This is a genomic window from Streptomyces sp. NBC_01439 (assembly GCF_036227605.1).
Taxonomy (GTDB): domain Bacteria; phylum Actinomycetota; class Actinomycetes; order Streptomycetales; family Streptomycetaceae; genus Streptomyces.
The window spans coordinates 7,503,773-7,525,305 of sequence record NZ_CP109487.1; the positions used below are offsets into that span (position 1 = coordinate 7,503,773).

Genomic DNA, 21,533 nt, shown 5'->3' on the forward strand with positions numbered 1-21,533 from the left:
GCCCTGTCGGTGGGCTCGCATAGGCTTCCCGTGTGGAACCAGACCTGTTCACCGCCGCTGCCGAAGACCGCCAGGAGAAGGACCCGGCGAGCTCCCCGCTCGCCGTCCGGATGCGCCCGCGCACCCTGGACGAGGTCGTCGGCCAGCAGCACCTGCTGAAGCCCGGATCACCACTGCGGCGCCTCGTCGGGGAAGGGGCCGGCGGCCCGGCCGGTGCCTCGTCGGTGATCCTCTGGGGCCCGCCCGGCATCGGGAAGACGACGCTGGCGTACGTGGTCAGCCAGGCCACGCAGAAGCGTTTCGTGGAGCTCTCCGCCATCACGGCGGGCGTCAAAGAGGTACGGGCCGTCATCGAGGGCGCCAAGCGGGCGGCCGGCGGCTACGGCAAGGAGACCGTCCTCTTCCTCGACGAGATCCACCGGTTCAGCAAGGCGCAGCAGGACTCGCTGCTCCCCGCCGTCGAGAACCGCTGGGTGACGCTGATCGCGGCCACCACCGAGAACCCGTACTTCTCGATCATCTCCCCGCTCCTGTCCCGCTCGCTGCTGCTGACGCTGGAACCGCTCACGGACGAGGACCTGAGCGACCTGATGCGGCGCGCGCTCACCGAAGGGCGGGGCCTGGGCGGGGCCGTCACCCTCCCGGCGGACGCCGAGGCCCATTTGCTGCGGATCGCCGGCGGCGACGCCCGGCGGGCGCTGACGGCACTGGAGGCGGGCGCCGGGTCGGCCATCGCCAAGGGCGAGGACGAGATCACCCTCCAGACGCTGGAGGAGGCCGTCGACCGGGCGGCGGTCCGGTACGACAAGGACGGAGACCAGCACTACGACGTGGCCAGCGCGCTGATCAAGTCGATCCGCGGCTCGGACGTCGACGCCGCACTGCACTACCTGGCCCGGATGATCGACGCCGGGGAGGACCCCCGGTTCATCGCCCGCCGCCTGATGATCTCCGCGAGCGAGGACATCGGCCTGGCGGACCCGACGGCCCTGCCGATCGCCGTGGCCGCGGCCCAGGCGGTGGCGATGATCGGCTTCCCGGAGGCGGCCCTGACCCTCTCGCACGCCACGATCGCCCTGGCGCTGGCCCCCAAGTCGAACACCGCCACGACCGCGATCGGCGCGGCACTGGCCGACGTACGGGCGGGCCTGGCCGGATCGGTCCCGCCGCACCTGAGGGACGGGCACTACAAGGGCGCGGCGAAGCTGGGGCACGCGCAGGGGTACGTGTACCCGCACGACGTGCCGGGCGCGATCGCGGCGCAGCAGTACGCACCGGACGAGATCCAGGGCAAGCGGTACTACGAGCCGACGCGGTACGGCGCGGAGGCCCGCTACGCCGACGTGGTCGAGAAGGTCCGCGAGCGCCTCCGGGGCGCCGGGTCCTGACCGACCACGTCGTCGCGCTCGGCGCCGCCCGGCGCGGCGGCGCGTACGCCCGGACCCCGCGGCGCCGGCTGGAGTACGCCAACGACCTGTCTCTAGTACGAAGCGGCCGAGAACAGGGAGTGCATCGCCCGGCGCAGGCCGCAGATGTCCGCGACCGGCTCCGGGAAGTCGAAGCGGGCGTCGAAGGAGCCGGCCGGGCCGCCGGTGAAGCGGACCCGCAGCCCCAGTCGGTCCAGGGAGAGCGGGACGGCGGTCATCCCGCGGGCCTCGCGGGCACCGAGCAGGCCGCCCAGCTCGCCGAGCCGGTCGCCGTGGGCGGAGTGCAGGTGCTGCAGCAGCTCCGACTCGTGCGCGACCATCGGGTCCGGCTCCGCGGCGGCCAGGTCGTCCGGGTCGACGTGCTCGGCGCCCCACAGGTCGTCCACCGAGATCTCGCCGACCTCCAGGCGCAGCATCATCCAGGCCGGGCGTCCGGCGTGGGGGGCGTCGAGGGACTCCCGCATGCCCAGCAGCTCGCCCACCGGCTGCCGCTCCGCGAGCAGCGCCGCGCAGGCCGCGCGGTCGTCCCCGCGCACCGGCGTCAGCCACCCGGCCAGCCAGGCGCGGCCTCGGATACGATGGGGCACGGACACCGGCGCCACGTCCGTGATCTCGATCACGGCGGTGAGGTCGTCGTCCTGGGCGTGAGCGGCTGCCCTGGCAGCCGTGGATTCCCCGGAAACAAGGAGAATCACGTCCCCGTCCGGGGTGACGGTCCGCGCGACCGGCAGCCCTGTCCCGAACTCCTCGGCATCGTGAGTGTCACGAGCACCGATCAGCGTGAGGGATACTGAGGCGTTGGACTCTACGAGGGTTCGTACGCGTTCGGCTCCGGTGAGCTGCCGAACGCCTTCCCTGGGACGCGGCTGACCTTGCTTATCGTCGGCGCAAGCGGATTCTGTTTCGTTGGAATCCGAACTGCGTTGCGCACTGGGCAGGGGGATCCCATGTGGTCGAGACATTACGTCCTCCTCGCTAAGGTAAGCCTCACCTAACTTACATGGAGGTAGGTTCCCCGTGAACCAGAAGCGACCCAAGGTCAAGAAGTCGCGTGCCCTCGGCATTGCGCTGACCCCGAAGGCCGTCAAGTACTTTGAGGCCCGCCCCTACCCGCCGGGCGAGCACGGCCGTGGCCGCAAGCAGAACTCGGACTACAAGGTCCGTCTGCTGGAGAAGCAGCGTCTGCGCGCTCAGTACGACATCTCTGAGCGTCAGATGGCCCGCGCGTACGACCGCGCCAAGAAGGCCGAAGGCAAGACGGGCGAGGCGCTGGTCGTCGAGCTCGAGCGTCGCCTCGACGCCCTGGTCCTGCGTTCGGGCATCGCCCGCACCATCTACCAGGCCCGCCAGATGGTCGTTCACGGCCACATCGAGGTCAACGGCGACAAGGTCGACAAGCCGTCGTTCCGTGTCCGTCCGGACGACGTCATCACCGTGCGCGAGCGCAGCCGCGAGAAGGTTCCGTTCCAGGTTGCCCGTGAGGGTGGCTACGCAGGCGAGGGCGAGACCCCGCGCTACCTGCAGGTCAACCTGAAGGCCCTGGCCTTCCGCCTGGACCGCGACCCGAACCGCAAGGAAATCCCGGTCATCTGCGACGAGCAGCTCGTCGTCGAGTACTACGCCCGCTGATGCAGGCCTAGTCTCACTGGCTGGTCAGCCCGCCGTCCCCTCCGGGGGGCGGCGGGTTTTCCGTTCCTCCTCCGTTTCCGGGCCCGGCCTCAGGGCTGCGGCTGCTCCGCCGCCGTGCCCGTCGACACGCGGGAGCCGCGCGGCCGCCCCGCCTGCCGCGGCACTCCGCCGGCGCCGCGCTCCTCCGGATCGCGCAACGCCCGCCCGACCAGCGCCTCACGGCTCAGCTCCCGGCCCTCGGCCTCGTACGCCGCGTAGCGCTCGGCGCCCAGCAGCTCGCCCGCCCGCTCCCGGCACATCAGCCGCGGGGCGTTGAAGTACCCCGAGCCGAACAGCTGCAACCCCACCCCGCCCCACATCGGCTCCGCCGCACCCTGGAGCACCGCGGCCTCGGCCGCGTCCCCCTCCGCGACCGTGACCAGCGCGAGCAGCTCCAGCGCGAGCACCAGCCCGACCAGATCGTGGAAGACGTGGTTGATGGTCACGCACTCGGTCAGCAGCCGCCGAGCTTCCCGGGTGCGCCCCGCTTCGAGGGCCGCGTACGCGAGGACGTACAGGGCGTACGCCTTCGTCCAGCGCTCCCCGCGCTCCTCGCAGATCTCCCGGACCTCCCCGCACAGCGCGAGCGCGCCCGGCAGGTCACCGAGGAAGGCCAGCGCCATCCCCAGCTCCACCTGGCACATCAACACGTTGCTGTTCAGCTCGCCGGCGGCCCGGTACTGCTCCAGCGCCGCGCCCAGCAGCTCCCGGGCCCGCGCCATGTCGTCCGATACCAGCGCCAGGCAGCCCATCCGGTGCACCGCGTAGGCCGCCGCGACCTGGTCCCCGCTCTGCGCCGCCCCGTCCCGGCACTCGTACAGGGCGCTCATCGAGGCCGCCGCGTCCCCCTGGAGGGCCGCGACGTAGCCGAGCACCCACAGGGCCTTCAGCCGCGAGGTCTCGTACTCCACCGCCCGGTCCGCCGGCTCCAGGGTCCGGTCCAGCCATTGCCGCCCCTCGGTCAGGCGCCCGCAGCCCGCCCAGTAGAACCACAGCGTCCCCGCCAAGTACTGGCCCAGGTGCGTCTCGTCCGGCTCGTCCAGACAGCACTCCAGGGCGAGCCGGATGTTCGGCAGCTCCGCCTCCACCAGCGCGGCCACCTCCTGCTGGCGCGGGCTGAACCAGTCCAGCTCGCACCACGTCGCCAGCCCCACGTACCAGTCCCGGTGGCGCCGCCGCAGGCGTCCGGCGTCGCCCAGCGACTCCAGCCACCCCGCCCCGTACACCCGTACGGTCTCCAGCATGCGGAAACGCACCCCGGCGGGCGTCTCCTCCCGAACCAGCAGCGACTGGGCGAGCAGCTCCCCAACCAGGTCCAGCACGGTCTCCACCGGCAGATCCGGACCCGCACACACGTATTCGGCGGCGTCGAGTTCGAACTGCCCCGCGAACACCGACAGCCGCGCCCACAGCAGCCGCTCCGCGGGCGTGCACAGCTCGTGGCTCCAGCCGATCGCGGTCCGCAGCGCCCGGTGCCGGGCGAGCCCGCCGCGCGCACCACCCGTCAACAGCGCGAAGCGGTCCTCCAGCCGGGCCAGCACCTGCGCGGGGGACAGCGTCCGCAGCCGGCCCGCCGCGAGCTCCAGGGCCAGCGGGATCCCGTCGAGGCGGGCGCACAGCTCGACCAGCGCGGCCCGGTTCTCCGCGGTCACCGCAAAGGCCGGGTCGGCCGCGGACGCCCGCGCCGCCAGCAGGGCCAGTGCCTCCTCGGCGGCCGGCGGGGCCAGGGGGAAGACCGACTCCCCGTCCAGGGCCAGCGGCCGCCGGCCGGCCGCGAGGACGCACAGGCCGGGACAGCGGCGCAGCAGCTCCCGTACCAGGTCGGCGCACTCGTCGACCAGCTGCTCGAAGCCGTCCAACACCAGCAGTAGCCGGCGTCCGGCCAGGTGCTCGGCCAGGACCGTCCGGGGTGGCCGGGTGGTGTGGTCGGTCAGCTCCAGGGCCTCGGCGAGGGCCAGCTCCAGCAGTGCGGGATCCCGTACGGTCGACAGCTCGGCCAGCCGGACGCCGTCACAGTAGCGTTCCTTCGGTCCCTCGGCCGCGGCCCGGGCCGCAGCGAGCACGAGCCGGGACTTGCCCACTCCGCCCACGCCGGTCACCGTCACGAGCCGCGAGCGCTCCAGGAGCCGCCCCACCTCGGCGAGTTCGCCACCCCGCCCGATGAACCGGCCCAGCTCCGAGGGAAGATTGCCCCCGGCAGTACTTCGAAGGGGTGTCTGTCCCATGGGACACGGAGGGTACTGGTCCGGATGCGCTGCGTTCAAGACGGGTCCGGTCCTCACGGATTTCCGGTACGGCCGAGGATCTCCGGCGCGATAGGGTCGGAGGGCGAATAGTCCTGCGGTTCCGGTACAGACAGAGAGCGGTGTGACGTGTCCGGTGTAGAGGTGGCCGGGATCATCGTGGCCGTCTTCTGGGCCATCCTGATCTCCTTCCTCGCCGTGGCCCTGGTGAGGCTGGCCCAGGTGCTCAGGGCGGCCACCAAGCTGGTGGCCGACGTGACCGACCAGGCCGTTCCGCTGCTCGCCGACGCCTCCACCACCGTCCGCTCCGCGCGCACCCAGCTCGACCGGGTCGACGCCATCGCGAGCGACGTGCAAGAGGTCACCTCCAACGCCTCGGCACTGTCCTCCACCGTGGCCACCGCCTTCGGCGGGCCGCTGGTGAAGGTCGCGGCCTTCGGCTACGGCGTCCGCAAGGCGCTGGGCAAGGGGGACGCCGGGGCGTCGGGAGGCACGCCGCCGAAGACATCCCGACGAACCGTGATCGTTGGACGTACGGTGCCGGCCGCCCGGCGCCGGAAGCAGAAGGGCTGAGACCGCCGATGTTCCGCCGAGCCTTCTGGTTCACCGCAGGCGCAGCCGCCGGCGTGTGGGCCACCACCAAGGTCAACCGCCAGCTGAAGAAGCTGACGCCGGAGAGCCTCGCCGCCCAGGCGGCCGACAAGGCCGTGGAGGCGGGACACCGCCTCAAGGACTTCGCCCTCGACGTCAAAGCGGGAATGACGCAGCGCGAGGACGAGCTGAACGACGCATTGGGGCTCCACCAGGACCCCGATCGACCCGACAACGTCACGGCCCTCCCCGGGCCGCGGCGGCTGCGGGCCATCGAGAACCGCAAGACCACCTACCGACCTAAGTTGTCGTACGACCGGAATGAGGACCACTGATGGAGTCGGCTGAGATTCGCCGCCGCTGGCTGAGCTTCTTCGAGGAGCGCGGTCACGCCGTTGTCCCTTCGGCGTCGCTCATCGCGGACGACCCGACTCTGTTGCTGGTCAACGCGGGCATGGTTCCCTTCAAGCCGTACTTCCTCGGCGAGACCAAGCCCCCCGCCCCCCGCGCCACCAGTGTGCAGAAGTGCGTCCGTACGCCGGACATCGAAGAGGTCGGCAAGACGACCCGCCACGGCACGTTCTTCCAGATGTGCGGCAACTTCTCCTTCGGGGACTACTTCAAGGAAGGCGCCATCAAGTACGCCTGGGAGCTGCTCACCAGCTCCGTGGCGGACGGCGGCTACGGCCTCGAGCCCGAGAAGCTCTGGATCACCGTCTACCTCGACGACGACGAGGCCGAGACGATCTGGCGCGAGAAGATCGGCGTGCCCGCCGAGCGCATCCAGCGCCTAGGCAAGAAGGACAACTTCTGGTCCATGGGCGTCCCCGGCCCCTGCGGCCCGTGCTCGGAGATCAACTACGACCGCGGCCCGGAGTTCGGCGTCGAGGGCGGCCCGGCCGTCAACGACGAGCGCTACGTGGAGATCTGGAACCTGGTCTTCATGCAGTACGAGCGCGGCGCCGGCGACGGGAAGGAAGACTTCCCGATCCTCGGCGACCTGCCGTCGAAGAACATCGACACCGGTCTGGGTCTCGAGCGCCTCGCGATGATCCTGCAGGGCGTGCAGAACATGTACGAGACCGACACCCTGCGCGTCGTCATGGACAAGGCCACCGAGCTGACCGGCGTGCAGTACGGCGCCGCCAAGAACACCGACGTCTCGATGCGCGTGGTCGCCGACCACATCCGCACCTCCGTCATGCTCATCGGCGACGGCGTCACCCCCGGCAACGAGGGCCGCGGCTACGTGCTGCGCCGCATCATGCGTCGCGCCATCCGTAACATGCGCCTCATGGGCGCCACCGGTCCCGTCGTTCAGGACCTGGTCGACGTCGTGATCAACACGATGGGCCAGCAGTACCCGGAGCTCGTCACCGACCGCAAGCGCATCGAGACCGTCGCGCTCGCCGAAGAGGCCGCCTTCCTGAAGGCCGTCAAGGGCGGCACGAACATCCTCGACACCGCCGTGACCGAGACCAAGGCCACCGGCGGCACCGTCCTCTCCGGCGACAAGGCGTTCCTGCTCCACGACACCTGGGGCTTCCCGATCGACCTCACCCTGGAGATGGCCGCCGAGCAGGGCCTGACCGTGGACGAGCCCGGCTTCCGCCGCCTGATGCAGGAGCAGCGCGACCGCGCCAAGGCCGATGCCAAGGCCAAGAAGACCGGCCACGCGGACATGTCCGCCTACCGCGAGATCGCGGACGGCTCCGGCGCCACCGAGTTCACCGGCTACGCCACCAACCAGGGCGAGTCGACCATCGTCGGCCTGCTGGTTAACGGCGTCTCCGCGCCCGCCGCTTCCGAGGGCGACGAGGTCGAGGTCGTCCTCGACCGCACCCCCTTCTACGCCGAGGGCGGCGGCCAGCTCGCCGACCAGGGCCGGATCAAGCTCGACACGGGCGCCGTCATCGAGATCCGCGACGTCCAGCAGCCGGTCCCGGGCGTCTCCGTGCACAAGGGCTCCGTCCAGGTCGGCGAGGTGACGGTGGGCGCCTCCGCCTACGCCGCCATCGACGTCAAGCGCCGCCGGGCCATCGCCCGCGCCCACTCGGCCACGCACCTGACCCACCAGGCGCTGCGCGACGCCCTCGGCCCCACCGCCGCCCAGGCCGGCTCCGAGAACAGCCCCGGCCGCTTCCGCTTCGACTTCGGCTCTCCGAACGCCGTCCCCGGCTCGGTCCTCACCGACGTCGAGCAGAAGATCAACGACGTGCTCTCGCGCGAGCTCGACGTCACCGCCGAGATCATGAGCATCGACGAGGCGAAGAAGCAGGGCGCCATCGCCGAGTTCGGCGAGAAGTACGGCGAGCGCGTGCGCGTCGTGACCATCGGCGACTTCTCCAAGGAGCTGTGCGGCGGCACGCACGTCGGCAACACCGCCCAGCTGGGTCTGGTGAAGCTGCTCGGCGAGTCCTCCATCGGCTCCGGCGTGCGCCGCGTCGAGGCCCTCGTAGGCGTGGACGCGTACAACTTCCTCGCCAAGGAGCACACGGTCGTCGCCCAGCTCCAGGAGCTGGTCAAGGGCCGTCCGGAGGAGCTGCCGGAGAAGATCGCCTCCATGCTCGGCAAGCTGAAGGACGCCGAGAAGGAGATCGAGAAGTTCCGCGCGGAGAAGGTCCTCCAGGCTGCCGCCGGGCTCGCCCAGAACGCCCAGGACATCAAGGGCGTCGCCCTCGTCGTCGGCCAGGTGGCGGACGGCATCGGCGCCGACGACCTGCGCAAGCTGGTCCTCGACGTCCGCAGCCGCATCCAGGGCGACCGTCCGGCCGTCGTGGCCCTGTTCACCGTGGCGAACGACCGCCCGCTGACCGTCATCGCCACCAACGAGGCCGCACGCGAGCGCGGCCTCAAGGCGGGCGACCTGGTCCGTACGGCCGCCAAGACCCTCGGTGGCGGCGGTGGCGGCAAGCCGGACGTCGCGCAGGGCGGCGGCCAGAACCCGGCCGCCGTGCCGGAGGCCATCAGCGCCGTCGAGCGCCTCGTCGTAGAGACGGTCTGACGATGACTCTGCGCCGCGGCCGCCGGCTCGCCATCGATGTCGGTGACGCCCGTATCGGGGTCGCCTCGTGCGACCCCGACGGGGTGTTGGCCACACCGGTGGAAACCGTTCCGGGCCGGGACATCCCCTTCGCCCACCGGCGGCTGCGGCAGCTCGTCGAGGAGTACGAGCCCCTCGAAGTCGTGGTCGGCCTTCCCCGCTCGCTCAGCGGGCGGGAGGGGCCGGCCGCGGCCAAGGTGCGCGCCTTCGCGAACGAACTCGCCAAGGGCATCAAGCCGGTGACGGTCCGTCTGGTGGACGAGCGGATGACCACGGTCACCGCCGCCCAGGGTCTTCGGGCCTCCGGGAAGAACGCGAAGAAGGGCCGGTCGGTCATCGATCAGGCAGCCGCTGTGGTGATCCTTCAGAACGCTCTTGAGACCGAACGGGTATCGGGTAATCCGCCTGGCGAGTGCGTCGAAGTGGTTGTCTGATCGCGATACGGTAACGTTCCGCGCGATGAGACGGCATTCGAACAGCCGTCGATCACCGTCAAAGAGGCGGAACCGGTTGCCACGGATGATGGAGTCCGTGGCCTCCGTCTCGCGGCTCTAGGGGACCGATGACTGACTATGGCCGGGGCCGTGGCCCCGAACCCTGGCACCCTGAGGACCCCCTTTACGGGGACCAGGGGTGGACCGGGCACCAGACCCAGCAGGGCCAGGTGCCTTACGGTGGTGCCCCGCAGCAGCAGGAATACCCACAGGAGCCGCAGTACCAGCAGCAGTACCCCCAGCACCAGCAGTACCCGGAGTACCAGCAGCAGCAGTACCCGCAGCAGGCACAGCAGCAGCCGCAGCAGTACCTGCAGGGCCAGTACGCGCAGCAGCAGCAGTACACCGGGCAGCAGCAGGCCTACGCCCCGCAGCAGCAGCCGCAGCAGCCGGCCTACGACAACCAGGGCTGGGACACCGGCCAGGGCCAGTACGCGGCGGCCGTGCAGAGCGGCCCGTACGCGGGCGTGGACCCTTACACCCAGCAGCCCGCAGCGGGCTACCCGGGTGAGGCCCCCGACCTCTACAGCACGGAAGACGCCTACGCGCCGCCACAGCCCCCGGGTCGGCGTCACCTGGAGCCGGAGCCCGTCGAGGAGCCGGAGCCCGCGGAGGAGCCGGAGAGCGACCTGCTCACCGCTGGTGGAGGCCGTGACGGCGACGACGGGGAGGGGGACGACGACGGCGACGGCCGCCGGGGCGGCCGCTCCAAGGGCGACAAGCCCAAGAAGCGCAGCGGCACGGCCTGCCTGGTCGCCGCAGTCGTCATCCTCGGCGTGGTCGGCGGTGGCGGCTACTACGGCTACAACTACATCAAGGCCAGGTTCAGCTCGGCCGAGGACTTCGCGGGCGAGGGCAGCGGCGAGATCGTCGAGGTCGAGATCCCCAAGGGCTCGGGCCTCATGCAGATGGGCCTGATCCTCAAGAAGGCGGGCGTCGTCGCCAGCGGGCAGGCGTTCGTCGACGCCGCGTCCAAGCTCCCTCCGGGCAAGGCCATCCAGGCCGGTGTCTACCCGCTCCGGAAGGAGATGTCGGCCGCGTCCGCGGTCGAGGTGATGAGCGACCCCTCGAAGCTGAACGTGATCACGGTCACCGAAGGCATGCGCAACAGTGCGGTGTACGCGGCGATCGACAAGAAGCTGGGCCAGCAGGAGGGCACCACCGCCGAGATCGCCAAGCGCGAGATCAAGAACCTCGGCCTGCCCGCCTGGGCGAACAACAACCCGAAGCTGATCGACCCGCTCGAGGGCTTCCTGTATCCGGCGCGCTACGACCTCAGCAAGGAGAGCACCCCCGACTCCCTGCTCAAGCAGATGGTCAAGAACGCGACCGACAAGTACACGGAGCTGGGCCTCGAGGGCAAGGCCAAGGAGCTGGGCCTGGAGAATCCGCTCCAGGTGGTCACGGTCGCCAGCCTCGTCAACGCCGAGGGCAAGAACCACGACGACTTCCGGAAGATGGCCGAGGTGGTCTACAACCGCCTCAAGAAGACCAACGACGTCACGAACCAGAAGCTCCAGTTCGACTCGACGTACAACTACGTCAAGAACCAGAGCGAGATCAACTTCAACCTGAAGGAAGCCCAGGCCTTCGACCACCCCTACAACACGCACTTCGTCAGGGGACTGCCCACCGGGCCGATCGACAATCCGGGCCTGGACGCGCTGACCGCTACGCTCAACCCGGACCACGGTGGCTGGATGTTCTTCGTGTCGGTCGACGGCAAGACCACGACCTTCACCAAGACCTACGAAGAGCACACCAAGCTGGCCAACGAGTTCCAGGAACGGCAGAAGCAGAAGAACGGCGGATAGCAGGACATGTCACGCATAAGGGCCGCGGTGTTGGGTTCGCCCATCGAGCACTCCCTCTCACCAGTGCTGCACCGCGCCGCTTATCAGGAGCTCGGCCTCGACGACTGGTCGTACGACCGCTTCGAGATCGACGAGGCCGCGCTCCCGGAGTTCGTGGCAGGACTCGGCCCCGAGTGGGCCGGGCTCTCCCTGACCATGCCGCTCAAGCGGGCGATCATCCCGCTGCTCGACGGCATCAGTGACACGGCCGCCTCCGTCGAGACGGTCAACACCGTCGTCCTCACCGAGGACGGCCGGCGCCTCGGCGACAACACCGACATCCCCGGCATCGTCGCCGCGCTCCACGAGCGCGGCGTCGAGAAGGTGTCCTCCGCGGCCGTCCTCGGCGCCGGCGCAACGGCTTCCTCGGCGCTCGCCGCGCTCGCGCGGATCTGCTCCGGGGAGGTCACGGCGTACGTCCGCTCGGCGGCCCGGGCGGACGAGATGCGGCAGTGGGGCGAGCGGCTCGGCGTGCCCGTCCGCACGGCCGACTGGTCCGCGGCGGCCGAGGCGCTGTCCGCGCCCCTGGTGATCGCCACCACTCCGGCCGGTACGACCGACGCCCTGGCGGCGTCCGTACCCGAAGGGGCGGGCACCCTCTTCGACGTCCTCTACGACCCCTGGCCCACCGCGCTGGCCGCGGCCTGGTCGCGGCAGGGCGGCCAGGTCCTCGGCGGACTCGACCTCCTCGTCCACCAGGCCGTGCTCCAGGTCGAGCGGATGACGGGCCGCACCCCGGGGCCGCTCGCCGCCATGAGGGCCGCCGGAGAGCGGGCGCTCGCCGCCCGTTAGGCTTTCCGCCTGCATATTCACAGGGGGCGGCATGGACGGGAACAGCACGGACCAGGTACTCGCGTCGAAGTGGGACCTCCCCTTCGTCGTCTTCAGCATGATCAGAGTGGCGTTCGGCACCCTGCCCCTGTGGGCCAAGGCGCTCATCCTCGGACTCTTCGCTTCCGTCGTCCTCTGGTACGGGATCACCTGGCAGCGCGAGCGCGGCCGGCGGGCCCGCTGACGCCTCAGGCGTCCGATAGCTGGACCGGGGCCCGAGAAACCCCTCCGGACGTGGGAGGATCGGGTGAGGCGGGTCCGGGCCGCGCACCCGATCGCGCCGTCGCTGTACCAGGCGCGAGCATGAGGAGCATCGTTGAGCAGGTTGCGTTGGCTGACCGCAGGAGAGTCGCACGGACCGGCACTGGTCGCGACGCTGGAGGGCCTTCCCGCCGGCGTCCCGGTCACCACCGAGCTGGTGGCCGATCACCTGGCCCGGCGCCGGCTCGGCTATGGCCGCGGTGCCCGCATGAAGTTCGAGCAGGACGAGATCACCTTCCTCGGCGGCGTCCGCCACGGGCTGTCCCAGGGCGGCCCGGTCGCGGTCATGATCGGCAACACCGAGTGGCCCAAGTGGGAGACGGTCATGTCGGCCGACCCGGTCGACCCCTCGCTGCTGAAGGAGACCGGCCGCAACGCGCCGCTGACCCGTCCGCGCCCCGGCCACGCCGACCTCGCGGGCATGCAGAAGTACGGCTTCGACGAGGCCAGGCCGATCCTGGAGCGCGCCAGCGCCCGTGAGACCGCCGCCCGCGTCGCCCTCGGCGCCGTCGCCCGTTCCTTCATCAAGGAGGTCGCGGGCATCGAGATCGTCTCGCACGTGGTGGAACTGGCCGCGGCCAAGGCCCCCTACGGCGTCTACCCGACCCCCGCCGACGTCGACAAGCTCGACGCCGACCCGGTGCGCTGCCTGGACGCCGACGCGTCGAAGGCGATGGTCGCGGAGATCGACCAGGCCCACAAGGACGGCGACACCCTCGGCGGTGTCGTCGAGGTGCTGGCCTACGGCGTTCCGGTCGGCCTCGGTTCGCACGTCCACTGGGACCGCCGGCTCGACGCGCGCCTCGCCGCCGCCCTCATGGGCATCCAGGCCATCAAGGGCGTCGAGGTCGGCGACGGCTTCGAGCTCGCCCGCGTGCCCGGCTCCAAGGCGCACGACGAGATCGTCTCCACGCCCGAGGGCATCAAGCGCACCTCCGGCCGCTCCGGCGGCACCGAGGGCGGACTGACCACCGGCGAACTGCTGCGCGTACGCGCCGCGATGAAGCCCATCGCGACCGTTCCGCGCGCGCTGGCGACCGTCGACGTGGCCACGGGAGAGGCGGCCGTGGCCCACCACCAGCGCTCCGACGTGTGCGCCGTGCCTGCCGCCGGCATCGTCGCCGAGGCGATGGTCGCCCTCGTGCTGGCCGACGCCGTCGTCGAGAAGTTCGGCGGCGACTCGGTCCCCGAGACCCGTCGCAACGTCCGGTCCTACCTCGACAACCTGCAGATCCGGTGACGGCCGGACCGCTCGTCGTCCTCGTCGGGCCCATGGGGTCCGGCAAGTCCACGGTGGGGGCGCTGCTCGCCGAGCGGCTCGGCGTCCCCTACCGGGACACCGACGCCGACATCGTCCTGGCCCAGGGCCGGGAGATCTCCGACATCTTCGTCGACGAGGGCGAGCCGTACTTCCGTGAGCTGGAGCGGCAGGCGGTCTCCGCCGCCGTCGCCGGGCACACCGGAGTCCTCGCCCTCGGCGGCGGCGCCGTCCTCGACGAGGGCACCCGCGCGCTGCTGGCCGGCCTGCCCGTCGCCTATCTGTCGATGGACGTCGAGGAAGCCGTGCGGCGCGTGGGCCTCGGCGCCGCCCGCCCGCTGCTCGCCGTCAACCCGCGCCGCCAGTGGCGCGAGCTGATGGACGCCCGGCGCCCCCTGTACACCGAAGTCGCGCGCGTCGTGGTGGCCACCGACGACCGCACCCCCGAAGAGGTCGCCCAGGCGGTCCTCGACGCTCTGGAGTTGAAGGACGTATGACAGACCAGGTGACGCGGATCCACGTCGGCGAGAGCGCCGGACACGACGCGTACGACGTGTTGGTCGGGCGGCAGCTGCTCGGCGAGCTCGGCTCCCTGATCGGTACGAAGGCCCAGCGGGTCGCCGTGATCCACCCCGAGGCGCTGGCCTCGACCGGAGAGGCGCTGCGCGACGACCTGGCCGAGCAGGGCTACGAGGCGGTCGCCATCCAGGTGCCGAACGCCGAGGAGGCCAAGACGATCGAGGTCGCGGCCTACTGTTGGAAGGCCCTGGGCCAGTCCGGCTTCACCCGCACCGACGTGATCGTCGGTGTCGGCGGGGGAGCCACCACCGACCTCGCGGGCTTCGTCGCGGCCAGCTGGCTGCGCGGCGTGCGCTGGGTCGCCGTACCGACCACCGTCCTCGCGATGGTGGACGCTGCGGTCGGCGGCAAGACCGGCATCAACACCGCCGAGGGCAAGAACCTGGTGGGCGCCTTCCACCCGCCGGCCGGTGTGCTCTGCGACCTGGCGGCACTGGACTCGCTGCCGGTCAACGACTACGTCAGCGGCCTCGCAGAGATCATCAAGGCCGGCTTCATCTCCGACCCGGTGATCCTCGACCTGATCGAGGAGGACCCGGCGGCGGCGCGTACGCCCGAGGGCCCGCACACCGCCGAGCTCATCGTGCGCTCCATCCAGGTCAAGGCCGACGTGGTCTCCAGCGACCTCAAGGAGTCGGGGCTGCGCGAGATCCTCAACTACGGCCACACCCTCGCGCACGCCATCGAGAAGAACGAGCGCTACAAGTGGCGGCACGGCGCGGCCGTGTCCGTCGGCATGGTCTTCGCCGCCGAGCTCGGCCGGCTCGCGGGCCGCCTCGACGACGCGACGGCCGACCGGCACAAGGCGGTCCTCGCCTCGGTCGGGCTGCCGCTGACCTATCGCGGCGACCAGTGGTCCAAGCTGCTCCAGACCATGCAGGTCGACAAGAAGTCCCGCGGCAACCTGCTGCGCTTCATCGTCCTGGACGGGCTGGCCAAGCCGACCGTCCTGGAGGGCCCCGACCCGGCGCACCTGGTCGCCGCCTACGGCGAGGTGTCGGCGTGAGCCGCCCCGTCCTCGTGCTGAACGGCCCGAACCTGGGCCGGCTCGGCTCGCGCGAGCCCGATGTGTACGGGGCCACCTCGTACGCGGGTTTGGTGGAGAGCTGCCGCTCGCTGGGCGAGGAGCTCGGCTTCGACGTCGAGGTCCGCGAGACCAACGACGAGGGCGAGTTGATCCGCTGGCTGCACGAGGCGGCGGACGGAAAGATCCCCGTGGTCATCAACCCGGGGGCCTTCACCCACTACTCGTACGCCATGCGGGACGCGGCCGCGCAGCGCACGGCGCCGCTGATCGAGGTGCACATCTCGAACCCGTACGCCCGCGAGGAGTTCCGGCACACCTCGGTCATCGCGGCCGTGGCGACCGGTACGGTGGCGGGCTTCGGCATCGGTTCGTACCGGCTGGCGCTGCGCGCACTGGCGGACGAGATCTCCGCCTGACACCCTGCCTGACGGTGCTGGTGGACGGCCGGACCCCGGCAGTCATATAACGTTCTCGCATCAGTCGCCGGAACGAGACGGAGTGGCAGCGGATGCAGCACGGAGTGGGGGGCGGGGGCGCGGGCTGGGGGCAGCCGGGACCGCGTCCGTCGGCGCCCCCGCAGCCGCCGATACCCCCGGCGCAGGGCTGGCCGGGTTCGCCCCCGCCGCAGTCTCCGCCCCAGCCGCCCCACCAGCCTCATCAGCCACCCCACCAGCATCATCAGCACCATCAGTCGCAGCCGGTGCCCGCCGTTCCGGAGGCCACCGGGCACATCCCGTTGCCTCCCGCAGTGCCGGGCACCGGCGGGGCGGTCCTCGCCGTCCTGCTGATCGGCCCGGCCGGCGCCGGTAAGACCACCGTCGCCCGGCACTGGGCCAGCACCCGGCCCGTGCCGACCGCCCACGTCAGCCTGGACGACGTCCGCGAGTGGGTGTGCTCCGGCTTCGCGGACCCCCAGGCGGGCTGGAACGAACACTCCGAGGCCCAGTACCGGCTCGCCCGCCGCACCTGCGGCTTCGCCGCCCGCAACTACCTGGCGAACGGCATCTCCTGCATCCTGGACGACGCCGTCTTCCCGGACCGGCCCGTGGTCGGGCTGGGCGGCTGGAAGCGGCACGTGGGCCCCACGCTGCTGCCGGTCGTGCTGCTGCCCGGCTTGGAGATCGTCCTGGAGCGCAACGCGGCCCGTTCCGGCAACCGCCGGCTCTCCGACGAGGAAGTCGCGCGGATCCACGGCAGGATGGCCGGCTGGTACGGCTCCGGACTGCCGATCATCGACAACTCCCACCTGGACATCGAAGGCACCGCACGCGCCCTCGACGAGGCCCTGGCCCGGGCCCTCTCGGCCCCCGGCGGCCGGCCCGGGTAGCCGGGGGGCGTCGCCTCCGGGCGCCTCTCGCGGTCCGGCCGGGCCCGGGCCCGTCCGGACGCGCTCGCCGGGCCGGATCGGCGGGGCGCTCGTACGCTCGAAGACATGTCAGACGTGTACGCCGCCCGCCGGGACCTGCTTCGCGACCGATGTGTCGCCGCGGGGAGCGCCGCCGCACTGATCACGCGTCCGGCGAACGTCCGCTACCTCTCCGGGGCGTCCCCGCTCGATGCGGTGCTGCTCGTCGGCCCCACCGAGGACATGCTGTTCTGCGCCGGCGCACCCACCGGCGAGGCGGACGAGGGCCGCCTCGATGAGCACCTGGACGTGACCGTCCTGGGCAGCCCCGGTGGTGACCCGGCCGTCGCGGCCGCCGATCTGGCCGCCTCCCTGCGGGCCGACTCGCTCGCGGTGGAGGAACACCACCTCACCGTCGGCCGCCACCGGGCCCTGCGCTCCGTCGCGCCCAAACTGCGCCTCGCGGACCTCGGTACGGCCGTGGAGCAGCAGCGCCTCGTCAAGGACGAGGAGGAGATCGCCTGCCTGCGGATCGCCGCCGAGATCGCCGACCAGGCCCTCGGGGAGCTGCTGGAGTCGATCCTCGTCGGGCGCACCGAGCGGCACCTCGCCCTGGAACTGGAGCGGCGGCTCGTCGACCACGGGGCGGACGGCCCCGCCTTCCCGACCTCCGTCGGCACCGGCCCGCACTCCGGCCGCTCCCGGCACCGGCCCTCCGACCGCAGGGTGGAGGAGGGTGACTTCCTCACGGTCTGTCTGGGCGCCAACTACCGCGGCTACCGTTGCGAGATCGGGCGGACCTTCGTGATCGGCACCAGTCCGGCAGACTGGCAGATCGAGCTGTACGACCTCGTCTTCACCGCCCAGCGGGCCGGGCGCGAGGCCCTGCTGCCCGGGGCCGCGTACCGGGACGTGGACCATGCCGCACGCTCCGTCCTGGACTCCGCAGGCCACTCGGAAGCCCTCGCTCCGTGGACCGGACACGGCGTGGGCCTCGAAATCGACGAGGACCCGCAGCTTGCACCTACGGCAATGGGTAAACTGGACGCTTGCGTGCCGGTCACCGTCGAACCGGGGGTTCACCTCCCGGGCCGGGGAGGTGTCCGGATCGATGACACGCTCGTCGTGCGCCCCGAGGCGGACGGCGGTCCCGAGCTACTCACCATTACGACCAAGGAGCTGCTCGCGCTCTAGCCGGCTCTGCCGGGCTGTGCGCGCACCCGTGGTCTTCCAGTGCAGGAGATTCCGCAACCGTGGCTTCCACGAACGACCTCAAGAACGGCATGGTGCTCAAGCTCGACGGTGACCAGCTCTGGTCCGTCGTCGAGTTCCAGCACGTCAAGCCCGGCAAGGGCCCGGCCTTCGTGCGCACCAAGCTCAAGCACGTGCTCTCCGGCAAGGTCGTCGACAAGACGTTCAACGCCGGCACGAAGGTCGAGACGGCCACCATCGACCGCCGTGACATGCAGTTCTCTTACATGGACGGCGAGTACTTCGTCTTCATGGACATGACCACCTTCGACCAGCTGATGGTGGACAAGAAGGCTGTCGGCGACGCCGCCAACTTCCTGATCGAGGGCTTCACCGCCTCTGTCGCCCAGCACGAGGGCGAGGTGCTCTACGTCGAGCTCCCGGCCGCGGTCGAGCTCAAGATCGAGCACACCGACCCGGGCGTCCAGGGCGACCGCTCCACCGGTGGCACCAAGCCCGCCACCCTGGAGACCGGCTACGAGATCCAGGTCCCGCTCTTCGTCACCACCGGCGAGACGGTCAAGGTCGACACCCGCACCAGCGACTACCTCGGCCGGAAGAGCAACTAACCCGTGGCTGCTCGGAGCAATGCGCGCAAGCGCGCCTTCCAGATCCTTTTCGAGGCCGACCAGCGCGGGGTGCCCGTACGCGAGGTCCTCGCGGACTGGATCCGCCACGCGCGGTCGGACGACCGGCAGCCGCCGGTCAGCGCCTTCACGATGGATCTCGTCGAGGGTTACGCCGACAAGGTGAACCGCATCGACGATCTGATCATCACCTACGCCGTGGACTGGGACCTCGACCGCATGCCGGTCGCCGACCGGAACATCCTGCGGCTCGGTGCCTACGAGCTGATCTGGGTGGACGACACCCCGGACGCCGTGGCCATCGACGAGGCCGTCCAGCTGGCCAAGGAGTTTTCGACGGACGAGTCCCCCTCGTTCGTGAACGGGCTGCTGGCCCGCTTCAAGGACCTGAAGCCGAGCCTGCGGCGCAGCGAGAGCTGACCGCACGGACCGGCACCGGCACCGCCGTACGGAAGGGCCCGCAACGCACGCGTTGCGGGCCCTTCCGTACGCGGGGCTCCGTGTGCGGGGCGGGATGCAGGACGAAAAAACCGGTGGGCGCCGGACCCCCGCAAGGGTCCGGCGCCCACCGGTAAACGTTTCTGCTGGTCCCGAGCCCGAGACTCAGAGCTCCTCGTGCGCCACCGCGCGACGGGCGTCCGCGTCCAGCACGCCCCAGCTGATCAGCTGCTCGGTCAGGACCGAGGGGGACTGGTCGTAGATCACGGCCAGGGTGCGCAGGTCGTCCTGGCGGATCGACAGCACCTTGCCGTTGTAGTCGCCGCGCTGGCTCTGGATGGTCGCCGCGTAACGCTGGAGCGGACCGGCCTTCTCGGCGGGGACGCCCGCCAGGCGCTCCAGGTCGAGACGCAGCTTCGGCGGCGGCTCGGCAGCCCCGCCGGGAGTCGTACCCGGAAGCAGTTCCTGCACCGGAACCCCGTAGAAGTCCGCCAGCTCGGCAAGACGCTGGACGGTCACGGCGCGGTCCCCGCGCTCGTAAGAACCGACCACCACGGCCTTCCACCGACCCTGGGACTTCTCCTCGACACCGTGGAGGGAAAGGCCCTGCTGGGTGCGGATGGCGCGGAGCTTGGCCCCGAGCTGTTTGGCGTATTCGCTGGACATAACGCTCCCGGACGCTGTGACGCTGTGACTGGTGGACACTGCGACTACGTAACTACGTGCGGCTCCGCCGCGCGGCTGGTAACTCACTGTGAGGTTACGCAGCGTTACTTGGATGCGTCAAGCCGAATGGTCTTCGTCGCCCCCCTGGGGGTCCGTTCCAGCAGCCCTGTGAGAGCCATTCCGTACCGGCCGGGTCCGAGCCACCGGCCTCTCCCTGGTACCGTGTGAGACGTACATCAGACGTCCTTTAAGGTCCGTCCCGTGAGGCGGAGAAGGAGGTCCTTTTCATGGACACCCAGCAGAACGCCGATTCCATGCGTCCCGTACTCGAAGCGCAGGACATCGCGCGGGTCCTGACCCGCATTGCCCACGAGATCGTCGAACGCGCCAAGGGCGCCGACGACGTGGTGCTCCTCGGCATCCCCACCCGCGGCGTCTTCCTCGCCCGCCGGCTGGCCGCCAAGCTCGAAGAGATCACCAGTACGAAGATCCCGGTCGGCTCCCTCGACATCACCATGTACCGCGACGACCTGCGGATGAAGCCCGCCCGCGCGATCGGCCGCACCGAGATCCCCGGCGACGACCTCGACGGCCGCCTCGTCGTCCTCGTCGACGACGTGCTCTTCTCCGGACGCACCATCCGCGCCGCCCTCGACGCCCTCGGCGACCTCGGCCGCCCCCGCGCCGTGCAGCTCGCGGTCCTCGTCGACAGGGGCCACCGCGAACTGCCGATCCGCGCCGACTACGTCGGCAAGAACCTCCCCACGTCGCTGCGGGAGACCGTCAAGGTCCAGCTCCAGGAGGAGGACGGCCGTGACGCCGTGCTGCTCGGCCAGCGGACCGCCCAGGCAGCAGGCCAGTAGACCGTTCGAGTGACGGGCCCCGACCGGGCCCGCGCCGAGGCCTGCCCTGCCCTGACCGCTCGCACCTCCGCCCGTCAGTCCGCCTGCCCTCCAGACCTACGGAGCCATCCAGATGAAGCGCCACCTCATCTCGGCCGCCGACCTCACGCGCGACGACGCCGTCCTGATCCTCGACACCGCCGAGGAGATGGCCCGTGTCGCGGACCGGCCGATCAAGAAGCTGCCCACCTTGCGCGGCCTCACCGTCGTCAACCTCTTCTTCGAGGACTCCACCCGCACCCGGATCTCCTTCGAGGCGGCCGCCAAGCGGCTCTCAGCCGACGTCATCAACTTCTCCGCGAAGGGTTCGTCCGTTTCCAAGGGCGAATCCCTGAAGGACACCGCCCTCACCCTGGAGGCCATGGGCGCCGACGCGGTCGTCATCCGCCACCACGCCTCCGGCGCCCCCTACCGGCTCGCGACCTCCGGCTGGATCGACTCCGCCGTCGTCAACGCCGGCGACGGCACCCACGAGCACCCCACCCAGGCCCTGCTGGACGCCTTCACCATGCGCCGCCGCCTGGTCGGCCGCGACGCCGGCCTCGGCAAGGACCTGAACGGCCGCCGGATCACCATCGTCGGCGACGTCCTGCACAGCCGCGTGGCCCGCTCCAACGTCCACCTGCTGCACACCCTCGGCGCCGAGGTCACCCTGGTGGCCCCGCCCACCCTCGTCCCGATCGGCGTGGAGACCTGGCCCTGCGAGGTCTCGTACAACCTCGACGAGGTGCTGCCGAAGTCCGATGCGGTGATGATGCTGCGTGTGCAGCGCGAACGCATGAACGCCGCCTTCTTCCCGACCGAGCGCGAGTACTCCCGCCGGTACGGGCTCGACGGCGACCGCATGGCGAAGATGCCCGAGCACGCCATCGTGATGCACCCCGGCCCAATGAACCGCGGCATGGAGATCACCGCCCAGGTCGCCGACTCCGACCGCTGCACGGCCGTCGAGCAGGTCGCCAACGGCGTCTCCACCCGGATGGCCGTCCTGTACCTGTTGCTCGGAGGCTCCCAGCCCGCCGTCACGACCACCCCCGCCGCCCCCGCCCGTACCGAGGAGAGCAAGTAA

The 21,533-nt window shown here is 70.9% G+C and carries 22 protein-coding genes; 19 read left to right on the forward strand and 3 right to left on the reverse strand.

Going from position 1 to position 21,533, the window contains the following annotated elements; all coding sequences use genetic code 11:
- The first annotated feature begins 32 nt into the window (after positions 1 to 32).
- On the forward strand, positions 33 to 1,388 hold the full coding sequence (locus tag OG207_RS34225) for a replication-associated recombination protein A (protein ID WP_329103994.1): 1,356 nt from the start codon (positions 33 to 35) through the stop codon (positions 1,386 to 1,388).
- Positions 1,389 to 1,480: 92 nt separating this feature from the next.
- On the opposite strand, the gene OG207_RS34230 is transcribed toward OG207_RS34225, so the two are convergent.
- On the reverse strand, positions 1,481 to 2,122 hold the full coding sequence (locus tag OG207_RS34230) for a DUF2470 domain-containing protein (RefSeq protein ID WP_443072787.1): 642 nt from the start codon (positions 2,120 to 2,122) through the stop codon (positions 1,481 to 1,483).
- Between the two features lie 322 nt (positions 2,123 to 2,444).
- Here OG207_RS34230 and rpsD point away from each other — a divergent pair, with 322 nt between their 5' ends.
- Positions 2,445 to 3,056, forward strand: coding sequence for a 30S ribosomal protein S4 (gene rpsD / locus OG207_RS34235; protein ID WP_008740451.1), 612 nt, complete (start codon positions 2,445 to 2,447; stop codon positions 3,054 to 3,056).
- Positions 3,057 to 3,145: 89 nt separating this feature from the next.
- Here rpsD and OG207_RS34240 read toward each other — a convergent pair whose 3' ends face one another.
- Positions 3,146 to 5,320: an ATP-binding protein gene (locus OG207_RS34240; protein WP_329103999.1), complete on the reverse strand. Its 2,175-nt coding sequence runs from the start codon at positions 5,318 to 5,320 to the stop codon at positions 3,146 to 3,148.
- A 147-nt stretch (positions 5,321 to 5,467) separates the two neighbouring features.
- On the opposite strand from OG207_RS34240, the gene OG207_RS34245 reads away from it, so the two are divergent.
- The 15 genes from OG207_RS34245 (at position 5,468) to nusB (ending at position 18,878) form a co-directional block, all read left to right on the forward strand.
- Positions 5,468 to 5,911, forward strand: coding sequence for a DUF948 domain-containing protein (locus OG207_RS34245; RefSeq protein ID WP_329104000.1), 444 nt, complete (start codon positions 5,468 to 5,470; stop codon positions 5,909 to 5,911).
- 8 nt (positions 5,912 to 5,919) lie between these two features.
- On the forward strand, positions 5,920 to 6,264 hold the full coding sequence (locus OG207_RS34250) for a DUF6167 family protein (protein ID WP_329104002.1): 345 nt from the start codon (positions 5,920 to 5,922) through the stop codon (positions 6,262 to 6,264).
- Positions 6,264 to 8,933, forward strand: a complete 2,670-nt coding sequence (gene alaS / locus OG207_RS34255) for an alanine--tRNA ligase (RefSeq protein ID WP_329104004.1) — start codon at positions 6,264 to 6,266, stop codon at positions 8,931 to 8,933. The genes OG207_RS34250 and alaS overlap by 1 nt, the downstream gene beginning before the upstream one ends.
- A gap of 2 nt (positions 8,934 to 8,935) precedes the next feature.
- Positions 8,936 to 9,406, forward strand: a complete 471-nt coding sequence (gene ruvX / locus OG207_RS34260) for a Holliday junction resolvase RuvX (protein ID WP_150256582.1) — start codon at positions 8,936 to 8,938, stop codon at positions 9,404 to 9,406.
- A gap of 128 nt (positions 9,407 to 9,534) precedes the next feature.
- Positions 9,535 to 11,280: an endolytic transglycosylase MltG gene (gene mltG, locus OG207_RS34265; protein WP_329104006.1), complete on the forward strand. Its 1,746-nt coding sequence runs from the start codon at positions 9,535 to 9,537 to the stop codon at positions 11,278 to 11,280.
- Between the two features lie 6 nt (positions 11,281 to 11,286).
- Positions 11,287 to 12,111, forward strand: a complete 825-nt coding sequence (locus OG207_RS34270; protein WP_329104008.1) for a shikimate dehydrogenase — start codon at positions 11,287 to 11,289, stop codon at positions 12,109 to 12,111.
- A 31-nt stretch (positions 12,112 to 12,142) separates the two neighbouring features.
- A complete protein-coding gene (locus OG207_RS34275) occupies positions 12,143 to 12,334 on the forward strand; it encodes a hypothetical protein (protein WP_329104010.1) in 192 nt (63 codons plus the stop codon).
- Between the two features lie 132 nt (positions 12,335 to 12,466).
- Entirely contained in the window at positions 12,467 to 13,651 is a 1,185-nt protein-coding gene (gene aroC, locus OG207_RS34280) for a chorismate synthase (RefSeq protein WP_329104012.1), read from the forward strand.
- Positions 13,648 to 14,166: a shikimate kinase gene (locus OG207_RS34285; protein WP_329104015.1), complete on the forward strand. Its 519-nt coding sequence runs from the start codon at positions 13,648 to 13,650 to the stop codon at positions 14,164 to 14,166. The genes aroC and OG207_RS34285 overlap by 4 nt, the downstream gene beginning before the upstream one ends.
- The gene (gene aroB, locus OG207_RS34290) at positions 14,163 to 15,254 is read left to right on the forward strand and encodes a 3-dehydroquinate synthase (RefSeq protein WP_301372379.1); all 1,092 of its coding nucleotides are present in this window, start codon (positions 14,163 to 14,165) and stop codon (positions 15,252 to 15,254) included. The genes OG207_RS34285 and aroB overlap by 4 nt, the downstream gene beginning before the upstream one ends.
- Positions 15,251 to 15,691, forward strand: coding sequence for a type II 3-dehydroquinate dehydratase (gene aroQ / locus OG207_RS34295; RefSeq protein WP_329104019.1), 441 nt, complete (start codon positions 15,251 to 15,253; stop codon positions 15,689 to 15,691). The genes aroB and aroQ overlap by 4 nt, the downstream gene beginning before the upstream one ends.
- Before the next feature lie 92 nt (positions 15,692 to 15,783).
- Positions 15,784 to 16,602, forward strand: coding sequence for an AAA family ATPase (locus OG207_RS34300; RefSeq protein WP_329104021.1), 819 nt, complete (start codon positions 15,784 to 15,786; stop codon positions 16,600 to 16,602).
- Between the two features lie 105 nt (positions 16,603 to 16,707).
- Complete coding sequence (locus OG207_RS34305) at positions 16,708 to 17,814, forward strand: aminopeptidase P family protein (RefSeq protein WP_329104023.1); 1,107 nt, start codon at positions 16,708 to 16,710, stop codon at positions 17,812 to 17,814.
- A gap of 59 nt (positions 17,815 to 17,873) precedes the next feature.
- Positions 17,874 to 18,440 carry an elongation factor P gene (gene efp / locus OG207_RS34310; RefSeq protein WP_030008757.1) on the forward strand — a complete coding sequence of 189 codons (567 nt, stop codon included), beginning with the start codon at positions 17,874 to 17,876 and terminating at the stop codon, positions 18,438 to 18,440.
- 3 nt (positions 18,441 to 18,443) lie between these two features.
- On the forward strand, positions 18,444 to 18,878 hold the full coding sequence (gene nusB, locus OG207_RS34315) for a transcription antitermination factor NusB (protein WP_030008756.1): 435 nt from the start codon (positions 18,444 to 18,446) through the stop codon (positions 18,876 to 18,878).
- Positions 18,879 to 19,061: 183 nt separating this feature from the next.
- Here nusB and bldD read toward each other — a convergent pair whose 3' ends face one another.
- Positions 19,062 to 19,562 (reverse strand): transcriptional regulator BldD, encoded by a 501-nt coding sequence (gene bldD, locus OG207_RS34320; RefSeq protein ID WP_030008755.1) that lies wholly within the window; start codon positions 19,560 to 19,562, stop codon positions 19,062 to 19,064.
- Positions 19,563 to 19,849: 287 nt separating this feature from the next.
- Here bldD and pyrR point away from each other — a divergent pair, with 287 nt between their 5' ends.
- Positions 19,850 to 20,425, forward strand: a complete 576-nt coding sequence (gene pyrR, locus OG207_RS34325) for a bifunctional pyr operon transcriptional regulator/uracil phosphoribosyltransferase PyrR (protein ID WP_329104026.1) — start codon at positions 19,850 to 19,852, stop codon at positions 20,423 to 20,425.
- A gap of 112 nt (positions 20,426 to 20,537) precedes the next feature.
- Complete coding sequence (locus OG207_RS34330; protein ID WP_329104028.1) at positions 20,538 to 21,533, forward strand: aspartate carbamoyltransferase catalytic subunit; 996 nt, start codon at positions 20,538 to 20,540, stop codon at positions 21,531 to 21,533.

Coding starts and splice junctions, on each gene's coding strand:
- OG207_RS34240 (WP_329103999.1), bottom strand. CDS start 5,320: ATGGGACAGACACCCCTTCGAAGTACTGCCGGGGGCAATCTTCCCTCG.
- OG207_RS34250 (WP_329104002.1), top strand. CDS start 5,920: ATGTTCCGCCGAGCCTTCTGGTTCACCGCAGGCGCAGCCGCCGGCGTG.
- alaS (WP_329104004.1), top strand. CDS start 6,264: ATGGAGTCGGCTGAGATTCGCCGCCGCTGGCTGAGCTTCTTCGAGGAG.
- ruvX (WP_150256582.1), top strand. CDS start 8,936: ATGACTCTGCGCCGCGGCCGCCGGCTCGCCATCGATGTCGGTGACGCC.
- mltG (WP_329104006.1), top strand. CDS start 9,535: ATGACTGACTATGGCCGGGGCCGTGGCCCCGAACCCTGGCACCCTGAG.
- OG207_RS34270 (WP_329104008.1), top strand. CDS start 11,287: ATGTCACGCATAAGGGCCGCGGTGTTGGGTTCGCCCATCGAGCACTCC.
- OG207_RS34275 (WP_329104010.1), top strand. CDS start 12,143: ATGGACGGGAACAGCACGGACCAGGTACTCGCGTCGAAGTGGGACCTC.
- aroB (WP_301372379.1), top strand. CDS start 14,163: ATGACAGACCAGGTGACGCGGATCCACGTCGGCGAGAGCGCCGGACAC.
- OG207_RS34300 (WP_329104021.1), top strand. CDS start 15,784: ATGCAGCACGGAGTGGGGGGCGGGGGCGCGGGCTGGGGGCAGCCGGGA.
- OG207_RS34305 (WP_329104023.1), top strand. CDS start 16,708: ATGTCAGACGTGTACGCCGCCCGCCGGGACCTGCTTCGCGACCGATGT.
- bldD (WP_030008755.1), bottom strand. CDS start 19,562: ATGTCCAGCGAATACGCCAAACAGCTCGGGGCCAAGCTCCGCGCCATC.
- pyrR (WP_329104026.1), top strand. CDS start 19,850: ATGGACACCCAGCAGAACGCCGATTCCATGCGTCCCGTACTCGAAGCG.
- OG207_RS34330 (WP_329104028.1), top strand. CDS start 20,538: ATGAAGCGCCACCTCATCTCGGCCGCCGACCTCACGCGCGACGACGCC.